The sequence below is a fragment of the Aggregatibacter aphrophilus ATCC 33389 genome (genome assembly GCF_900636915.1).
GTDB classification, from domain to species: domain Bacteria; phylum Pseudomonadota; class Gammaproteobacteria; order Enterobacterales; family Pasteurellaceae; genus Aggregatibacter; species Aggregatibacter aphrophilus.
The window spans coordinates 1,513,300-1,529,909 of sequence record NZ_LR134327.1; the positions used below are offsets into that span (position 1 = coordinate 1,513,300).

The window sequence follows — 16,610 nt, forward strand, 5'->3', positions numbered from 1 at the left end:
GATACATAATACCGATGTTTTTACTTAATTCCGATTAAATCTTACACGCCCCACCTGCACAGCTATCATCTAAATCTTCTTGGCTGTCTTCAGCACCATCACGGGTGTTTTGGTAGTAGAGGGTTTTTAAGCCGTATTTGTAAGCGGTTAAGAGATCTTTTAGCAACACTTTCATCGGTACTTTGCCGTCTTCAAAACGTTTCGGATCGTAGTTGGTGTTGGCGGAGATGGCTTGGTCTACGAATTTTTGCATGATGCCGACCAAGTGCAAGTAGCCATCGTTACCCGGGATGTCCCAAAGTAATTCGTAGTTTTCACCCAAGTTTTCATAATCCGGCACCACTTGTTTCAAAATACCGTCTTTCGAGGCTTTGACGCTCACATGGCCGCGTGGCGGTTCGATACCGTTGGTGGCGTTGGAAATCTGAGAAGAGGTTTCCGACGGCATGAGGGCGGTGAGGGTAGAGTTGCGCAAGCCGAATTCTTGAATGTCACGGCGTAGGCTTTCCCAGTCGTAATGCAAAGGCTCGGAGGTTAAGCTGTCGATGTCTTTTTTGTATGTATCGATCGGTAAAATGCCTTGAGCATAAGTGGTTTGATTGAAGTATTCACACGCGCCTTGTTCTTTCGCCAAGTTCATGGAGGCTTTCAATAAGTAATATTGAATGGCTTCGAAAGTGCGATGGGTTAAATCGTTGGCACTGCCGTCAGAATAACGCACGCCGTGTTTCGCCAAGTAGTATGCGTAGTTAATGACGCCGATACCTAAAGAACGACGGGCAAGGGAACTGCGTTTTGCCGCAATCACCGGATAATCTTGGTAATCCAATAAAGCATCTAATGCGCGTACCGCAAGATCCGCCAAATTGTCTAGCTCGTCTAAGTTGTCCAATTTGCCCAAGTTAAAGGCGGAAAGGGTACAAAGGGCGATTTCGCCTTCCTCATCGTTAATGTGGCTTAACGGTTTGGTCGGTAAGGCGATTTCCAAGCACAGGTTGGATTGACGCACCGGTGCCACTTTCGGATCGAATGGCGAGTGGGTGTTGCAGTGATCCACGTTGTGAATGTAAATACGACCGGTGGACGCACGTTCTTGCATTAATAAAGAGAACAATTCCACAGCTTTCACGGTACGTTTACGAATGGACGGATCTTGCTCGTATTGCACGTAAAGTTGTTCGAACTTGTCTTGATCCGCAAAGAACGCTTCGTAAAGTCCCGGCACGTCGGACGGGCTGAATAGGGTGATATCGCCACCTTTGATTAAGCGTTGATACATTAATTTATTGAGCTGTACGCCGTAGTCCATGTGACGCACGCGGTTGTCTTCCACACCGCGGTTGTTTTTCAATACTAGCAGGCTTTCTACTTCTAAGTGCCAAATCGGGTAGTACACGGTTGCCGCACCGCCACGCACGCCACCTTGAGAGCAGGATTTAACGGCAGTTTGGAAATATTTATAGAACGGAATACAACCGGTATGGAACGCCTCACCGCCACGAATTTGGCTGCCAAGAGCACGAATCGCACCGGCATTTACACCGATACCGGCACGTTGAGAAACGTATTTCACGATGGCGGACGCGGTGGCGTTAATGGAATCTAAGCTATCGCCACATTCAATCAACACGCAAGAGCTGAATTGACGGGTTGGCGTACGTACGCCTGCCATGATTGGGGTTGGCAAGGAAATTTTGAAGGTAGAAGTCGCATCATAGAAGCGACGGATATAATCCAAACGGGTTTCTTGTGGGTATTTAGAGAACAGGCTTGCCGCCACTAATAAATAGAGGAATTGTGCGGATTCGTAGATCTCACCGGTCACGCGGTTTTGAACTAAATATTTGCCTTCTAATTGCTTCACTGCCGCATAAGAGAAGGTCATGTCGCGCCAATGGTCGATAAAACCGTCCATTTCATCCCATTCTTCACGGGTGTAATCATCTAATAGGGCGTGATCGTATTTGCCCATGCGCACGAGTTTTTTCACATGATCGTATAAACGTGGCGGATCGAAATGGCCGTAGGCTTTTTTACGCAAATGAAATACCGCAAGGCGCGCAGCAAGATATTGATAATCCGGCGTATCTTTGCTGATTAAGTCCGCAGCCGCTTTGATAATGGTCTCGTGAATATCGGAGGTACGAATACCTTCGTAAAACTGAATGTGTGAGCGTAATTCCACTTGCGACACAGACACATTGTCCAGCCCTTCTGCCGCCCAGGTAATCACACGGTGAATTTTATCAAGATTGATTGGTTCCAGTTTTCCGTCACGTTTTGTGACCATTAGTGCCTTGTTCATGGAATATCCCACTCCTTAGAAAGATATAAAAAACACAACATATAGTTGTGTCGTAAAAAATTTTGCACAAGATAATGTGTTGAAAGTGAAAATTCAAGCACTAAATTTTTCGTTTGAATTATTGACATCAAATAACTGCTTATAAATTAAGGAAGAATTTTTCTAAGGTTGAAAATTGCATGAGTAAAATTTGTGTAAAAGCATGAATTTTGTACGAAATGATAATGGAGTTATTGGGAAAAGTGCGGTCGAAAAACACTTAAAATTTTGACCGCACTTCTAGGATTTCAATATGGCTAGATATTTCCCCCAATCCCTTTAAACTTCTCAACAAATGCTGCTATTTTTTGGAATATACGTTGTTTTGTTGTGAGGTATTGCGGATTAAGTGGACTCATTTTAGGAAGTACATCATTTAAATCCGTACCTTGCTCGCTAGCATATCCTCGTTTTAAGGACACGTTAATATAACGTTTCGCGGCATCAATATTCAGTCCTTCACTGCACATCAATTCATCGGCTTCTTGTTGTTGCTCTTTTTGGGCAAATTGGAAGAATGACTCAATAATGCCAGCTTTGTCGGCAATGTTATCCAAGTCAGTTTGATTAATAAAATCCACAATCAAACTTTCTTTTGCACGGTTTCCTAGGCTTGCTCGGATGATAGATCGAATTTCATCAATGAGTTCAGATTTATTTTTCGTTTTCTTATTGTGCTCGAAAATCAATTCTAAAATGTAATCTAGATTGATTTCTTGGGATTTTAATAAATCCACTTCAAACACCACATCGTCCCAATCAATGGTCGATTTTGCTTTTTCCTCGCCATCTTTTTGACGACGGAACCAATCCCGAATATCGTTGTAAGTCGAACGGTAATTCTGAATGCTACGTTCACTTGGCATATCAATAGGTTGCATTTCAGCAAAAGTTTCATCCGTTAAGTAATATTTTTCTTTAAATGCTTCAACGGCTTTCGCATCGCTGGTATCAAGCGATTGAAATGCTTGTAAAGCAGCGAACTCGTCATAATTTTGCAGAATGTTTTCAACCCGCAAATATTCACCAAATAATTTAACAAAGGCTTTTTTGTCTTTTTCTGTTTCAATTTCATTTGGATCTGGGAATCTTTCTTTTAACTCAGCAATGACATCTAAATACCCACGACGGGCAACACCAGCATCGGTAAAACCCTCCATATACTCTTTATAACTTTTTTCCAATACGACATTGCGTGTATTGGACTTACCGAAAAGCGTAATCGCATCAATGGTATCTTGTTCCAAGTCACGGAAAGTTACGATATTGCCAAAACTTTTAGTGCTGTTATAAATGCGGTTTGTGCGTGAATAAGCTTGAATCAAACCATGATAGCGTAAGTTTTTATCTACGAATAAGGTGTTTAATGTCGGCGCATCAAAACCGGTTAAAAACATCCCAACCACAATCAATAAATCCACTTCTTTGTTTTTGACACGTTTAGCTAAATCACGGTAGTAGTTTTGGAAAGATTTACCATCTACATCGTAATTTGTCGCAAAATAGTTGTTGTAATCGTCAATCGCCGATTTTAAAAATTCTTTGGCAGTAGAATTCATCGCTTCAACTTCAAAACTTTCATCGGCAATATCTCCTATTGCGTCTTGCTCTTCATTGGCTGCAAACGAAAAAATTGTTGCAATTTTAAGTGGATTTTTGACCGCACTTTGTAACCGTTTGAACGTTTCGTAATAGATTTTAGCCGCATCGACACTACTTACTGCAAACATGGCATTAAAGCCATTGTTACCAGCATTAAAGCGATGGGTCTTTTGTTTGAAATTATCTAGAACATATTGGGCAATTTGCTCAATACGTTTAGGTTGTAAAAAGGCTTGTTTTTTCTCGAGTTTTGTTAGCTCTTCAAGATTCTTTTCAGTTTCAATGCTCTTGAATTGTGGTCGTACATCATTGTAATCCACTTTAAATTTCAGCACTTTTTCATCGCGAATCGCATCAGTGATAATGTAAGAGTGGAGTTCAATGCCAAAGACACTCGCTGTAGTTTCGGCACCTAATGCGTTAGTTGGAAAAATTGGTGTGCCGGTAAAACCAAATTGATAGTATTTTTTAAATTTTCTCGTTAGATTTTTTTGCGCTTCACCAAATTGAGAACGATGACATTCATCGAAGATAAAGACTACTTGTTTATCATAAATCGGTAATTTATCTTCCGATTTCATCAGATTATTGAGTTTTTGAATCGTAGTAACAATAATTTTGTTATCGTCTTTTTCGATATTGCGTTTTAGCCCAGCCGTACTTTCCGAACCATTCACGCTATCCGGTGAAAAACGTTGGTATTCTTTCATAGTTTGATAGTCCAAATCTTTTCTATCTACTACGAAGAATACTTTTTCAATAAAGTCTAATTCTGTTGCAAGACGTGCAGCTTTAAAGCTGGTGAGCGTTTTACCTGAGCCGGTGGTGTGCCAAATGTAGCCGCCACTTTCTTTATTGCTCCAATTTTTCGCCTGATATGAGCTTTTAATTTTCCATAAAATACGCTCGGTGGCGGCTATTTGATATGGGCGCATAATCAATAGGGTATCGGAAACATCAAACACGCAGTAATTTACCAATACATTGAGCAGGGTATGTTTTTGCAAGAATGTCGCCGTAAAATCCTTTAAATCTTTAATCAGAGTATTTTTTGCCGTAGCCCAATTCATTGTGAAGTCGTAGCTGTTTTTATCGCGCTTGGTGGTGTTGGCAAAATAGCGAGTATCCGTTCCATTAGAAATGACAAAAATCTGAGTATATTTAAAGAGAGAATTTTCTTTATTGAAACTTTCTTTGCTGTAGCGGTGAATTTGGTTAAAGGCTTCACGAATGGCTACGCCGCGTTTTTTCAATTCAACATGTACAAGGGGTAAACCATTGACCAAAATTGTCACATCATAACGATTGTCATAGTTGCCGGTTTGTTCAAATTGATTAATCACTTGTAATTTATTATTGGTAATATTTTTCTTATCCAGCAAATAAATATTTTGAATTCGTCCGTTATCAAATACAAAATCATAAATATAATCATCATGAATCTTGCGGGTTTTCTCAATGAGATTGTCAGCAGGTTTATCCAAATATTCTTCTAAAAAGCGCGTCCATTCGGCATCTGAAAAGGTAACATTGTTGAGATGTTGTAACTGATTACGCAGGTTTATCAGTAGTTTTTCGTGGTTATTGATTTCAGGTAAATACTGATAACCCTGACCTTGCAAATCGCGGATAAATTCACGTTCTAAACTATCTTCCGTTTGGTAGCCTGCCCGTGGCTCTTCCACGCATTTGGTGTATTGATCCAGAACGATAAAATTATTGGATTCGGCGATGGTGGAGTAGTTGATCATAGGTTTTCCTTATCTATTTAATCCTTACCAAGTTTAATAAATTTACTTCTAAAGTTATATTTTGTATTTATATGTTCGACTAAACCTTTAAGAACGCGTTTGTCATTATCTGAAATGAGTATAGTTTCTTCTCCTGAATGTTTTGAATGACTTGATAGGTTAACTATACGATTCATATATGGGTCTGGTCCACTTCCATCTTGAGGAAGCATATCTTTCATTTCTCGGTATCCAAGAAATGTAGCAAGTTTTTCTAGAATGTTTCTAATTAAATTAAAATGATACTTTTCTACTTCACATTCTTTTATTTCTTTTTCTTTAAATAAGGATAGTGTAAATTCATTTCCAACATGATTTTTTCTAATATAAAAAAGACTGCTTATTGTTCGATTGCTAATCAATCTGTAAAATCCAGATAGATCATTATCATTCAGTGCATCTTTTTTTAGTATGGTTTTTGCTTTGTTTTTATACCCATGTTTTATTTCTTTTAGAAACTCCTTAATTTGTATTTCCTGTTTAAATATGCTTTCGAGTTTATCTATTAAGTGAACTTGATATGCAAAAGGCGAATCATTAATTTGACTATATAAGTTATGAGTATTATCTTCCATTTTTTCTAATCTAAACTTTTTACACCCTTTTGGTAATCTGCTAAATTCGTTACATAGGATATTATAAAATAGAGGGTTATGAGTCGTGATAATGAACTTTAGATCTGACTCACTCTCTTTAATCAGACTGGATATATTAACAGCTAGTTCAATTAAATGATTTTCGTCTAAGGAGCTCACAGGATCATCAATAAATATATATTCTAGATTGTTAAAGTCTGGAGTCTCTCGTCCTTTTAGTTCAACAATATTAAGAACAGATATTATTTGTTCAAAGAGACTGTAAAAAATGCTCCAAATAAAGCAACTTTCTTCCCCTTTAGAAATTTTAATATTATCTTCTTTTACATCATTTCCTCTTTCAAATGAAAAAGTAACCTGAGAGTAGTTTTCATTGAATTTAGGAGTGAGTTTATTATTGGTGTAGCGTTGAAAATTATCAATAATATTATTTTCTTGACCTTGAACTCTTAAAATCCAGTCAGTAAATTGATTTTGTTGTATCTTTAGAGTGTGAATAGCATCTTTTTTTAAGTCGTTATCCCAAAAAAATAAATCTTCTGTAAATGCACTAAAATAAATTATTTTCTTGTCTTTAAAATTAAGACTAATATCTTCTTCATTTTTAGGTGATATTAAGTTTTGAAATTCTTTCGATAATCTAGTCTTACCAGAACCATTAAATGCATAAATCAGTTTAACTTTTGAGTTTGAGTTTTTTTCTATTAATTCCCTTGCAATATCTTCTAATGTTTTACTCATATTATAACTTTCCTTTTTTTAGAAATTTAAGAGAAGCTCTCTATAATACTCATACCGCTTTTGGCTTTGCTCAATCGCCAAAGGCAAGCCTTCGGTGATGGAATTGGTTAAGGTTTCAAATTTATCAAGGATTAAAACGATGCGTTGTTGTTCTTCAAGTGGGGGAACATTTATCTCCATTAATTTTAATTGTCCGGCTGTAATAAGTGGTTGCCCTGCACCCTTTGCATATTGATTTAACTTCATATTAACCAAAGTATGATAAAGAAACTTAAGATCAATATTTTTATTATGCTGGATAATTAATGTGTTATCTGAAACATCATATTCACCTTGAGCTATGTGAACATAGCCAGCATTGGCACCAACACGAGCAACCAAAATTTGTTCATTAGAAAATTCTTTTTTGTTGGTTTTCCCAATAATTCCAGTTGATCCATAAATTGGATACAGCCCGCTATCATTTCTCTCTTTATTTTTGCCAGAGAAGATATTGATACATACATCAATAAGTTTCTTCTTCCCCCCCCCTTCATTTAATCGTTCTAAACTATCAAAAGATAGTAATTTCTCTCGATAGTATTCATATTGCTTCCGGCGTAGTATAAGCTCGCTGGTAAGCTCGCTGGTAAGCGCTGTCAATGCGTCCAAAATTTTTACGATTTTGGTTTGGATGGGAAGTGGTGGGATGGGGATTGGAAATCTCCTAAATCCATTCATATCAACGGATGCAAAACTAGACATAGTGGTATTTTTTTGACACCAATCATCAAGCGTAAAACAGTAATGGTATAGAAAATAAATATTAAATTTATCGATATATTCTGGTTTTAGAGATAAAACCGTAAATCTTTGATTTGCTAAAAACGGTATGGTTATTAAAGCGTGTTCACCAATAGTTGCAGAGGTTGCAATAATAATTGAATTTGCGGGGAAAAGTTTTCCGCCTTTAACCGCACTTTCTGAAACCTTTTGTAATGCTGTATTTAAAATGCGTCCATTTTCTCGAATATCTTCCATTCTAAACCAAGGAATTGAGCCGTTTTCCCAATATTCTTTCACTCCTTTTGATGGGGTATAGCCATTTTTTAAATGGAATATTTCGTCGAGCGTTTTCCACTCAACCTCAGCCCCATCCAATAATTTTTCTAAAAAAGTGCGGTTATTTTTCATGGTGTTTTTACCCCTCAATCTCCGCCACAATTTTGTCAATTTCTGCGCGCAAGCGGTCGATATTGGCAACAGTTTGTTTAATTTCAGCGTTAAGTTTATCGATATCAATCACCTCTCGGGTGTCTTTTTGTTCCACATAAGAACTTACCGCAAGGTTGTATTCATTTTTAACGATTTCTTCAAAGAACACGGATTTGGCTAAATGCGGCACATCTTCTTTATCGGCAAACAATTTGAGAATTTGCTCAATATGTTCCTCTTCCAAAAGATTGTTATTGGTGGCGGGTTTAAATAAACCGCTGGCATCAATAAATTGGGTTTGGGTATCGGGTTTGTGTTTGGAAAGCACCAAAATATTCACCGCAATACTGGTGCCGAAAAAGAGATTTGGCGCAAGCGCAATCACCGTTTCCACATAGTTATTATCCACCAAATATTGACGAATTTTTTGTTCCGCACCGCCGCGATAAAAAATGCCGGGGAAGGACACAATCGCCGCACGGCCTTTTGCTGAAAGATAACTTAACGCATGCAAAATAAAGGCAAAGTCTGCTTTCGATTTTGGTGCAAGTACGCCGGCTGGGGCAAAGCGTTCATCGTTAATTAGCGTTGGGTCGTCAGAGCCAATCCATTTCACGGAGTAAGGTGGATTAGAAACAATAGCATCGAAGGGTTTATCGTCACCAAATTGCGGATTCATTAAAGTGTTACCGAGGGCGATATCAAACTTGTCGTAGTTGATGTTATGCAAAAACATATTCATACGGGCAAGGTTATAAGTGGTGTGATTAATTTCCTGCCCGAAGAACCCTTCTTCAATGATGTGTTCATCAAATTGTTTTTTCGCTTGCAATAATAAAGAACCGGAACCGGCCGCAGGGTCATAAATTTTATTGATCTTATCTTGTCCATATAAAGCCAGTCGAGCAATCAGCTTGGATACGCATTGTGGCGTAAAGAACTCACCACCCGATTTACCGGCATTAGCAGCATAGTTGGAAATTAAAAATTCGTAAGCATCACCGAATAAATCAATATGATTATCTTCAAAGTCACCAAAATCTAACTCGGCAACGCCTTTTAATACGGCAGCGAGACGACTGTTTTTATCGGCAACGGTATTGCCCAAGCGGTTGCTGGTGGTATCAAAATCGGCAAATAAGCCTTTGATATCCTGTTCGGAAGGGTAGCCAGTAGCAGAATTTTCGATATCCGTAAAAATGCTTTTCAGATCTGTATTTAAATTAGGATTCGTATTGGCTGTCGCTACAACATTTTTAAATAATTGGCTCGGATAAATAAAGTAACCTTTTGCTTTGATGGTGTCTTCTTTGACTGCCGCAATAATAGGATCATCATCATTAAAAGCAGAATAATCAACGCTATCATCTCCACCTTCAATATAGTTAGCAAAGTTTTCACTGATAAAGCGATAGAAAAGTGAGCCCAAAACGTATTGTTTAAAATCCCAACCATCGACAGAACCGCGGACATCATTAGCGATTTGCCAAATGCGGCGTTGAAGTTCGGCGCGTTGTTGAATTGCAGCTGCCATTAAAAGCTCCTTTGGAGAATAGAGTATTAAGTTAAGGCGCTATTCTACCTTTCGCTAGGTCATTTATAAACATCAATAAGGCGGTTCGTATAATAAAAATCCCCATGGAAATAAATTCATGGGGATTTCAGATTATCTGAACAATGATAAAAATGCCGTAAAAAATGACCGCACTTTTATCTCAAATCTACCTTTCCAACTGTATGGGTAGGAACAAGCTCAATGGACGTTGTTTGAGGATTTGCCAGACACAGATCCAAATGTCGCACCAATTATCCACTTCGGTGTTGAGGGAGCGGAGGGCAATCCATAAGGTGAGGGCGAAGCTGACGATAAGATTGACCAAACCGATAAGCAAGACGAAGACAATGCTTTGTGTTAATAATGCCCAGCCGAAATCTCCGCTGACAGCGATGTAGCCTACGTTGGCGGAGGAGAAGGCAACATGACGAATATCCAGTGGAAGACCGGTTAAATAGCCAATGACACCGGTTAAGCCGAGCAACATACCGAAGCACAAATTTCCCATGATGGAGCCATAGTTATCGTGCATATAATCAGCAAATTTGGCGCGGCATCTATTAGTTAATATACGTTTGAGCAATGGGTGCTGGTGTAAGCGCATTTTGAGGTTGAGATAATTGCTGCGGTTGTCGAAGAAGCCCGAAATAATACTGGAGCAGAATAGCCATACACCGGCAATGGCGGCAAACCATAAACTGCCTGCCAACGGATCAATGCTGTGTAATTGATACTCGATCATCGCTTTGTTTAATAATGGCGTTCCTGTTTGGTGTTCCACAACAAAAGCAATCAGAGCGGCCAAGCTGATGGCAACCATCACATTGCCTAACACGGCAACACTTTGTGAACGAAATACATCTACCAATAATTGTGCCAATTTCATGTTTAAGTTGCGATCTTGCGGATTGCGTTCTACCGCGTCGGCAAAGCGGGCTGCTGTCATGGCAGGCTGTTTGGTGGCAACAGTGAAGTGCAACATAAAAATTAAGGTGAAGCCGAAGCCATAATTTAATCCTTCTACGATACCTTTCCACACTTTGTCGTCAATGACCGTGCCTAAGTAAATTTTAAATAAGGCCATTAAGGCGATTAAGATTCCGCCGCCTGCTGCGGAATAAAACATGGCGAAATATTCTTTTCGGTTACGCGTGATGTAATGTTCGCCGTGGTCACCTGCATTTTGCGTAATGCTTCGAGCCACCAGTTTGTTGCTCTGTTTCCATAATCGGGAAATGCTGTGTTGCTCGGCGGACGCACCGGCAATGGTGCCGGCTAATAAGAGAATTCGACGTGGCAAATAACGGTTAGACGCAAAAATCGCCATGAGTTTTTCTAAACGTTCTAAGGTTTGTTCGAGACGTTCCAGTAAATAAGTGACATTGAATGAGGTACCGACAACCGTCCCGCGTTTTTGCAGGCGATCAATTAATTCACGGCATTGTTCTATCATGACCTGTAAATGGCTGTCATCAAAAGCGTGTTGAGCACGGCGGGCCTGTAACCAGTCCACCACTTCACGATGTAGAGCAACAAAAGGCGAATCAGCATTGAGTAATGTGGGTTCTATTCGCATGAGTTCCGGTTCGATGTCTTCAGCGGCGATCCAAATTGAGAGCATCTCAATGGCAAATAGTCCTTCTGCTTGAAAGTGTTGATGTACCCGCTGTTTATCGTTGTCTGTGGCATGACGACGTAATAAACGGATCAAACCACACCATTCTTTTAATGGGACGGCATTAATCCAACGGGCGTCGTTTTTATCACTGAATAACAAATAAAACACATCGCGCAGATCGTTAACGTCTTTAAAAGAAGGATTAATCCGTTCGTATAAACGATTCTTCATTTCACGCCCGAAACCTTCCCGTGCCAAAATGCCACTGCTAATAAATAAGGGATATAAACGCATACTGCACAACCAACGACAAAGCATTGTACTAAGTGAAGTGCGCGGGCTAGGGGTTTATTTTCTTTTAAGTTGTACTTAATGAGGCGTAAGGCAGGCACCACTTGTTGTGGTTCACATTGACGCAACCAATAACAAAGTCCTTCTAACAGCTCGAACGTATTATTTGTCGCGGTGTGTTGTTGTAAGAATGTGTTTAAGGTTTCCGGTGTAAATGACGAATATTTCACGAATATAGACCTCCTTGAATGTTTATGATTTATTTTTGAGCGGCGGATTATAAAGAAAATCAAAGGGAAAATGCAAATTGAAGGGTAAAGTGCGGTCAAAAAATATTGTGTTTTTAGGAATGTTGGCACAGCCTGTAGCCTAAAGGAGAAATCAGTAAATAGGATAGTTCATAGATTATTTTATTGATGAATTTTAATGGAATAGAAAAGTTTTGAGTCTCGCTATTTTTTCAGTCGTTTTAATAAATTATTGGTTGTACCTGTTTTTCATTAGCACAAAAATTTAACGTAATCCATTTAGTATTTTGTATTCAATAGTATATAATCGCCGACATCAATGATGATGCTTAACTTAAAAAGAGGGATCCAAAATGAAAAAATGGTTTAAACGCAGTTTAGGTTTAGTTTGTCTTACACCGTTATTATTAAGCCAACAGGCTTCCGCAGAAGGGCGTTTGACCGTGTATTGCACGGTGCAAAATGCTTTGTGTGAAAAAGTCACTACCTTATTTGGCGAAAAATATAATGTCAAAACCGAGTTCGTACATGGTGGTACGGAAACTATTTTTGGCAAGATCAAAGCGGAAAAAGACAACCCGCAAGCGGATTTTTGGTATGGCGGCACTATTGAACCGCATTTTCAGGCCGGTGAGTTAGGCTTATTGGAAGCCTACCGTTCGCCAAAACAGGCAGAAATCCTACCGCAGTTTAAATCACTCATGGAACAAAAGGGCGAATTCACTTCCGTGGCGTATATGTTGGTGCTGGGCTTTGGCGTGAACACACAGAAATTAGCACAACTTGGTTTGCCGACGCCGAAAACCTGGGAAGATTTGCTCAAGCCGGAATACAAAGGCGAAATTCAACTGCCTGATCCACGTGCTTCCGGGACCACTTACACCATTATGGCGACGTTAATTCAATTTTTGGGTGAAGAAAAAGCCTTTGATTATCTGAAAAAACTCAATGAAAACGTATCCCAATATGTGAAAAGCAATTTGGTAACAGCGAATTTGTCTCGTGGTGAAAGTGCGGTGAGTATCGGTTTTGTGCATGCCTATGCCACTGAGAAAGAAAAAGGCGCGTCGGTGGAAACCGTGATTCCTGAAGGCAAAACCGGCTATGCATTAGGCGGTGCGAGCATTATTAAAGGGGCTCGTAATTTAGACAATGCCAAATTATTTATGGATTTTGTGCTTTCCAAAGAGGTGCAGGAAATTCCATGGCGTGAATTTGGGTTATATCAAATCCCGACCAATGCCAATGCGCAAGCCTCGCCAAAATCAGTCGATCCGAAAACATTACAATTATTGGATTTTGATTTCGTCAAATTCGGTTCTAAAGACGAAGGTAAGCGGTTAATTAATAAATGGCTTGCAGAAATTAAATTGGCGAAATAGTATGTCATTCTTTTACAAGATGATTTGAGCTTGAGCGTAGTGAACTTGTGGCACTATCCGAAGCAAAAGTCTTGTTTTTTTGGAAGGCTGAAATTACGTATGGTTTGCAACAAGTTCATCAGCCGTAATTTCAGCCTTGCCTAACGGTTTATTTCAATATTTCATGTTTAAAAACCTGTTCCATCACAATATCACTTGGATTTTGCCCGCATTTTTGGCGTTCGCATTTTTGCCTGCGCACGCTTTGGATTATGGTATTTTCGGCGCGACTTCCTCGGAATATTTAGCCGCGATGGGATGGTCAAAGATAAATATCAGTTGGCTTTGGTTTTCCTCTTTATTGATTTTTCCATGGCTTCAACGCCATTCCGACAACCCTTCATTAGCTAAAACAACAGTAATTCTGACCGCACTTGTTGCTTTATTTATTTGGTTTTCTGCGGAGTTCTTCCGTTTTCGTTTTGGCTATGCGGTCATCTTTCTGTTTATTGCATTATGGGCAATATTAACCGATGCGTTAGCCCGCTTACGTGTTATGCAAGGCGATCGTTTCTTGCTGGCTACGGCTATCGGATTAGTTGTGTTAGTGGTCGGGTTTATTTTTTATCCTATCAGCAAATTATTTACGATTTTCTTCAGCGGAGAAGAAGGCGATTGGCATACCGTAACCGAATTATTAGGCCATTCTGCCTTGTGGAAGGTAGTGGGAAATTCGTTGGCGGTCTCTGCTTCCGTTGGGCTTTTCTCCGTTATCTTTGCGCTCATTTTTGCTCTTTACACCACGCGCATTGCTAAACGCAGTTTGTTTGTTTGCAAAGTTTTTGCCATTTTGCCGATGGTGACGCCCCCTTTTGTCGTGAGCCTTGGCGTGATGTTAATGTTTGGCCGTTCCGGCTATGTGACGCAATTTTTCGTACAACATTTTGGCATCAATACCAACTGGTTATACGGCTTTAACGGCATTTTAATTTCCCACACCTTAGCGCTCACGCCCATGGCTTTTATGCTCATTGAGGGTGCCTTAAAAAATCTTTCGCCCAAATTGGAAGAAGTGGGAGTCATGCTTGGTGCAAGCCGTTGGCAAAGTTTTCGTTTTATTGTGTTGCCCTTATTAAAACCTGCATTGGCCAATGCGTTTTTAATTGTGATGGTGCAATCCTTGGCGGATTTCAGTTCGCCTTTTGTATTGGGTGGAAATTTTGATGTATTGGCAACGCAAATTTATTTTTATATTGTGGGCGCGCAAAATGATTATTTATCTGCCAGCACCTTAGGCATTATTTTGTTAAGTATTTCCCTCGGTATTTTCTGGTTGCAATACCGTTTTATCGGGCAACAAAATTATGTCACCTTATCCGGCAAAGGCTTTGAGGGCAGAGCAACGCCATTGTCCTTCGGTTTGAAAACCTTGGTTATCGCCATTTTTATACTTTGGGTCGGTTTTAACGCCTTGTTGTACGGCAGTATTTTCTATGGCAGCTTTATGCAAAATTGGGGCGTGGATAATACGTTTACTTTCCGGCATTACATCACGTTATTCGGGCAGGGCTGGAAAAACGGCGCCATTCCGTCCTTGGTGCAAACCGTGTTATTTGCCGTCATCGCCGCGCCTTTTACGGCTATTAGCGGCTTTTTATTGGCGTATTTTTTCTCACGTCGGCGTTTTTTCGGCAAAAAGCATATTGAATTTTTAACCTTGCTGAGTTTTGCGGTGCCGGGTACGGTGGCCGGGGTGTCTTATATTCTGGCATTTAATAATGTGCCTTTATATTTAACCGGCACGGGCGTGATTATTGTGCTTTCCATGATTACCCGCAATATGCCCATTGGATTGCGCGCAGCATTGGTAAATTTCAAACAACTGGATCCCTCTTTAGACGAAGCGGCTTATTCATTAAAAGCGAACAGTTTTAAGGTGCTACGTTTTATCACGCTGCCATTATTAAAACCGGCGCTATTGTCTGCATTGGTGACCAGTTTTGTGCGTGCGATGACAACCATTAGTGCGATTATTTTCTTGGTTACACCAAGTACCCGCGTAGCGACTTCGTTTATTTTAAATCGCGTGGAAGACGGCGATTATGGCTTGGCAGTGGCTTACGGCGCCAGTTTAATTGTGATTATGATGCTGATTATTGGTGTATTTAGCCGTTGGATTGGCAATACACCGTTGCCACAGAGACGATAAATGACACAACATATTGAATTAAAAAATATTTATAAATCTTTCGGCCAAACGAAAGTGTTACAGGATTTTAATCTGACCTTTCAAAAGGGTAAGTTCACCACGTTGCTTGGTGCGTCAGGTTGCGGTAAAACCACGATTTTACGCTTAATTGCCGGCCTGGAGGAGCTAGATCAAGGACAGATTTTATGTGACGGACGGGATATTAGTTTGTTGTCGCCACAACAACGTGGCGTCGGCATTGTATTTCAATCTTATGCGCTGTTTCCTCATCTTAGCGTGGGTGAAAATGTTGCGTTCGGGTTAAAAATGCAAGAAGAAAACCCCACCAATATTGCCGAAAAAGTCAAAAATGCCCTAAAAATGGTGGAATTAGAAGGCTTTGAACAACGCGGTATCGAGCAACTTTCCGGCGGACAACAACAGCGCGTTGCACTCGCACGGGCATTGGTGATTGCACCGCAAATTCTGCTTTTCGATGAGCCCTTGAGTAATTTGGATACTAATTTGCGTCGAACCATGCGCGAAATGATTCGTCATTTGCAACAACAATTGGGGATTACGGCGCTATATGTTACCCACGATCAAAGCGAAGCTTTTGCCGTATCTGATGAAGTGGTCGTGATGAATCAAGGCAAAGTGGATCAAATCGGTACGCCGAATCATCTTTATCGCTCGCCAAGCTCCTGCTTCACCGCGACATTTATGGGCGATGTGTCGTTCTTCCCGGTGAAAGCCAAGGCGGGCAAACTGTTTATGGGAGAAAGTCCCTTGTCGATTAGTTTGCTAGAAGCATTAACGGACGGCGATTATCATTTAGGCATTCGTCCGGAAGGTGTGTTGCTTGCTGCCAATGGCGAACCTTCCGCCCGTTGTGATATTCAAACGGCGGTCTTTATGGGGAATTATTGGGAAATTAATGTACTGTGGCATGGGATGCCGTTGTTGGTGCACTTGAATCCAAATGATTATGTTCCGAATCAGTCGCATTATTTCGTGCAACTGCGTCCAATTGGTTGGTTTGTGTTGCCCATGGTAGCGTAAATGGAATTCAAAGTGCGGTC

General features: G+C 40.1%; 8 protein-coding genes and 1 pseudogene. 3 read left to right on the forward strand and 6 right to left on the reverse strand.

Features of this window, described 5'->3' with window-relative positions; translation table 11 throughout:
• Positions 1-34 precede the first annotated feature (34 nt).
• From nrdA to EL144_RS07470, 6 genes and pseudogenes are all read right to left on the reverse strand, one after another.
• The gene (nrdA, locus tag EL144_RS07445) at positions 35-2,305 is read right to left on the reverse strand and encodes a class 1a ribonucleoside-diphosphate reductase subunit alpha (protein ID WP_032994803.1); all 2,271 of its coding nucleotides are present in this window, start codon (positions 2,303-2,305) and stop codon (positions 35-37) included.
• A gap of 296 nt (positions 2,306-2,601) precedes the next feature.
• Positions 2,602-5,697 (reverse strand): type I restriction endonuclease subunit R, encoded by a 3,096-nt coding sequence (locus EL144_RS07450; RefSeq protein WP_005703072.1) that lies wholly within the window; start codon positions 5,695-5,697, stop codon positions 2,602-2,604.
• 17 nt (positions 5,698-5,714) lie between these two features.
• Positions 5,715-7,073, reverse strand: coding sequence for an AAA family ATPase (locus tag EL144_RS07455; RefSeq protein ID WP_005703073.1), 1,359 nt, complete (start codon positions 7,071-7,073; stop codon positions 5,715-5,717).
• Between the two features lie 18 nt (positions 7,074-7,091).
• Positions 7,092-8,246, reverse strand: coding sequence for a restriction endonuclease subunit S (locus tag EL144_RS07460; protein ID WP_065336492.1), 1,155 nt, complete (start codon positions 8,244-8,246; stop codon positions 7,092-7,094).
• 7 nt (positions 8,247-8,253) lie between these two features.
• Complete coding sequence (locus EL144_RS07465) at positions 8,254-9,801, reverse strand: type I restriction-modification system subunit M (protein ID WP_005703077.1); 1,548 nt, start codon at positions 9,799-9,801, stop codon at positions 8,254-8,256.
• A gap of 187 nt (positions 9,802-9,988) precedes the next feature.
• Positions 9,989-11,961 (reverse strand): annotated as a pseudogene (locus EL144_RS07470) (site-specific recombinase).
• 371 nt (positions 11,962-12,332) lie between these two features.
• Between EL144_RS07470 and EL144_RS07475 the strand changes: the two are divergent.
• The 3 genes from EL144_RS07475 to EL144_RS07485 all read left to right on the forward strand — a co-directional run bounded on the left by EL144_RS07475 (position 12,333) and on the right by EL144_RS07485 (position 16,590).
• Positions 12,333-13,361, forward strand: a complete 1,029-nt coding sequence (locus tag EL144_RS07475; RefSeq protein WP_005703080.1) for an ABC transporter substrate-binding protein — start codon at positions 12,333-12,335, stop codon at positions 13,359-13,361.
• 163 nt (positions 13,362-13,524) lie between these two features.
• Positions 13,525-15,549, forward strand: a complete 2,025-nt coding sequence (locus tag EL144_RS07480; protein WP_032994806.1) for an ABC transporter permease — start codon at positions 13,525-13,527, stop codon at positions 15,547-15,549.
• Positions 15,550-16,590 carry an ATP-binding cassette domain-containing protein gene (locus tag EL144_RS07485; RefSeq protein ID WP_005703082.1) on the forward strand — a complete coding sequence of 347 codons (1,041 nt, stop codon included), beginning with the start codon at positions 15,550-15,552 and terminating at the stop codon, positions 16,588-16,590.
• Positions 16,591-16,610 lie beyond the last annotated feature (20 nt).

What these genes read in the sequence shown, in the direction of transcription:
- nrdA (WP_032994803.1), bottom strand. Translation starts at nt 2,305, where the DNA reads ATGAACAAGGCACTAATGGTCACAAAACGTGACGGAAAACTGGAACCA.
- EL144_RS07450 (WP_005703072.1), bottom strand. Translation starts at nt 5,697, where the DNA reads ATGATCAACTACTCCACCATCGCCGAATCCAATAATTTTATCGTTCTG.
- EL144_RS07455 (WP_005703073.1), bottom strand. Translation starts at nt 7,073, where the DNA reads ATGAGTAAAACATTAGAAGATATTGCAAGGGAATTAATAGAAAAAAAC.
- EL144_RS07460 (WP_065336492.1), bottom strand. Translation starts at nt 8,246, where the DNA reads ATGAAAAATAACCGCACTTTTTTAGAAAAATTATTGGATGGGGCTGAG.
- EL144_RS07465 (WP_005703077.1), bottom strand. Translation starts at nt 9,801, where the DNA reads ATGGCAGCTGCAATTCAACAACGCGCCGAACTTCAACGCCGCATTTGG.
- EL144_RS07475 (WP_005703080.1), top strand. Translation starts at nt 12,333, where the DNA reads ATGAAAAAATGGTTTAAACGCAGTTTAGGTTTAGTTTGTCTTACACCG.
- EL144_RS07480 (WP_032994806.1), top strand. Translation starts at nt 13,525, where the DNA reads ATGTTTAAAAACCTGTTCCATCACAATATCACTTGGATTTTGCCCGCA.
- EL144_RS07485 (WP_005703082.1), top strand. Translation starts at nt 15,550, where the DNA reads ATGACACAACATATTGAATTAAAAAATATTTATAAATCTTTCGGCCAA.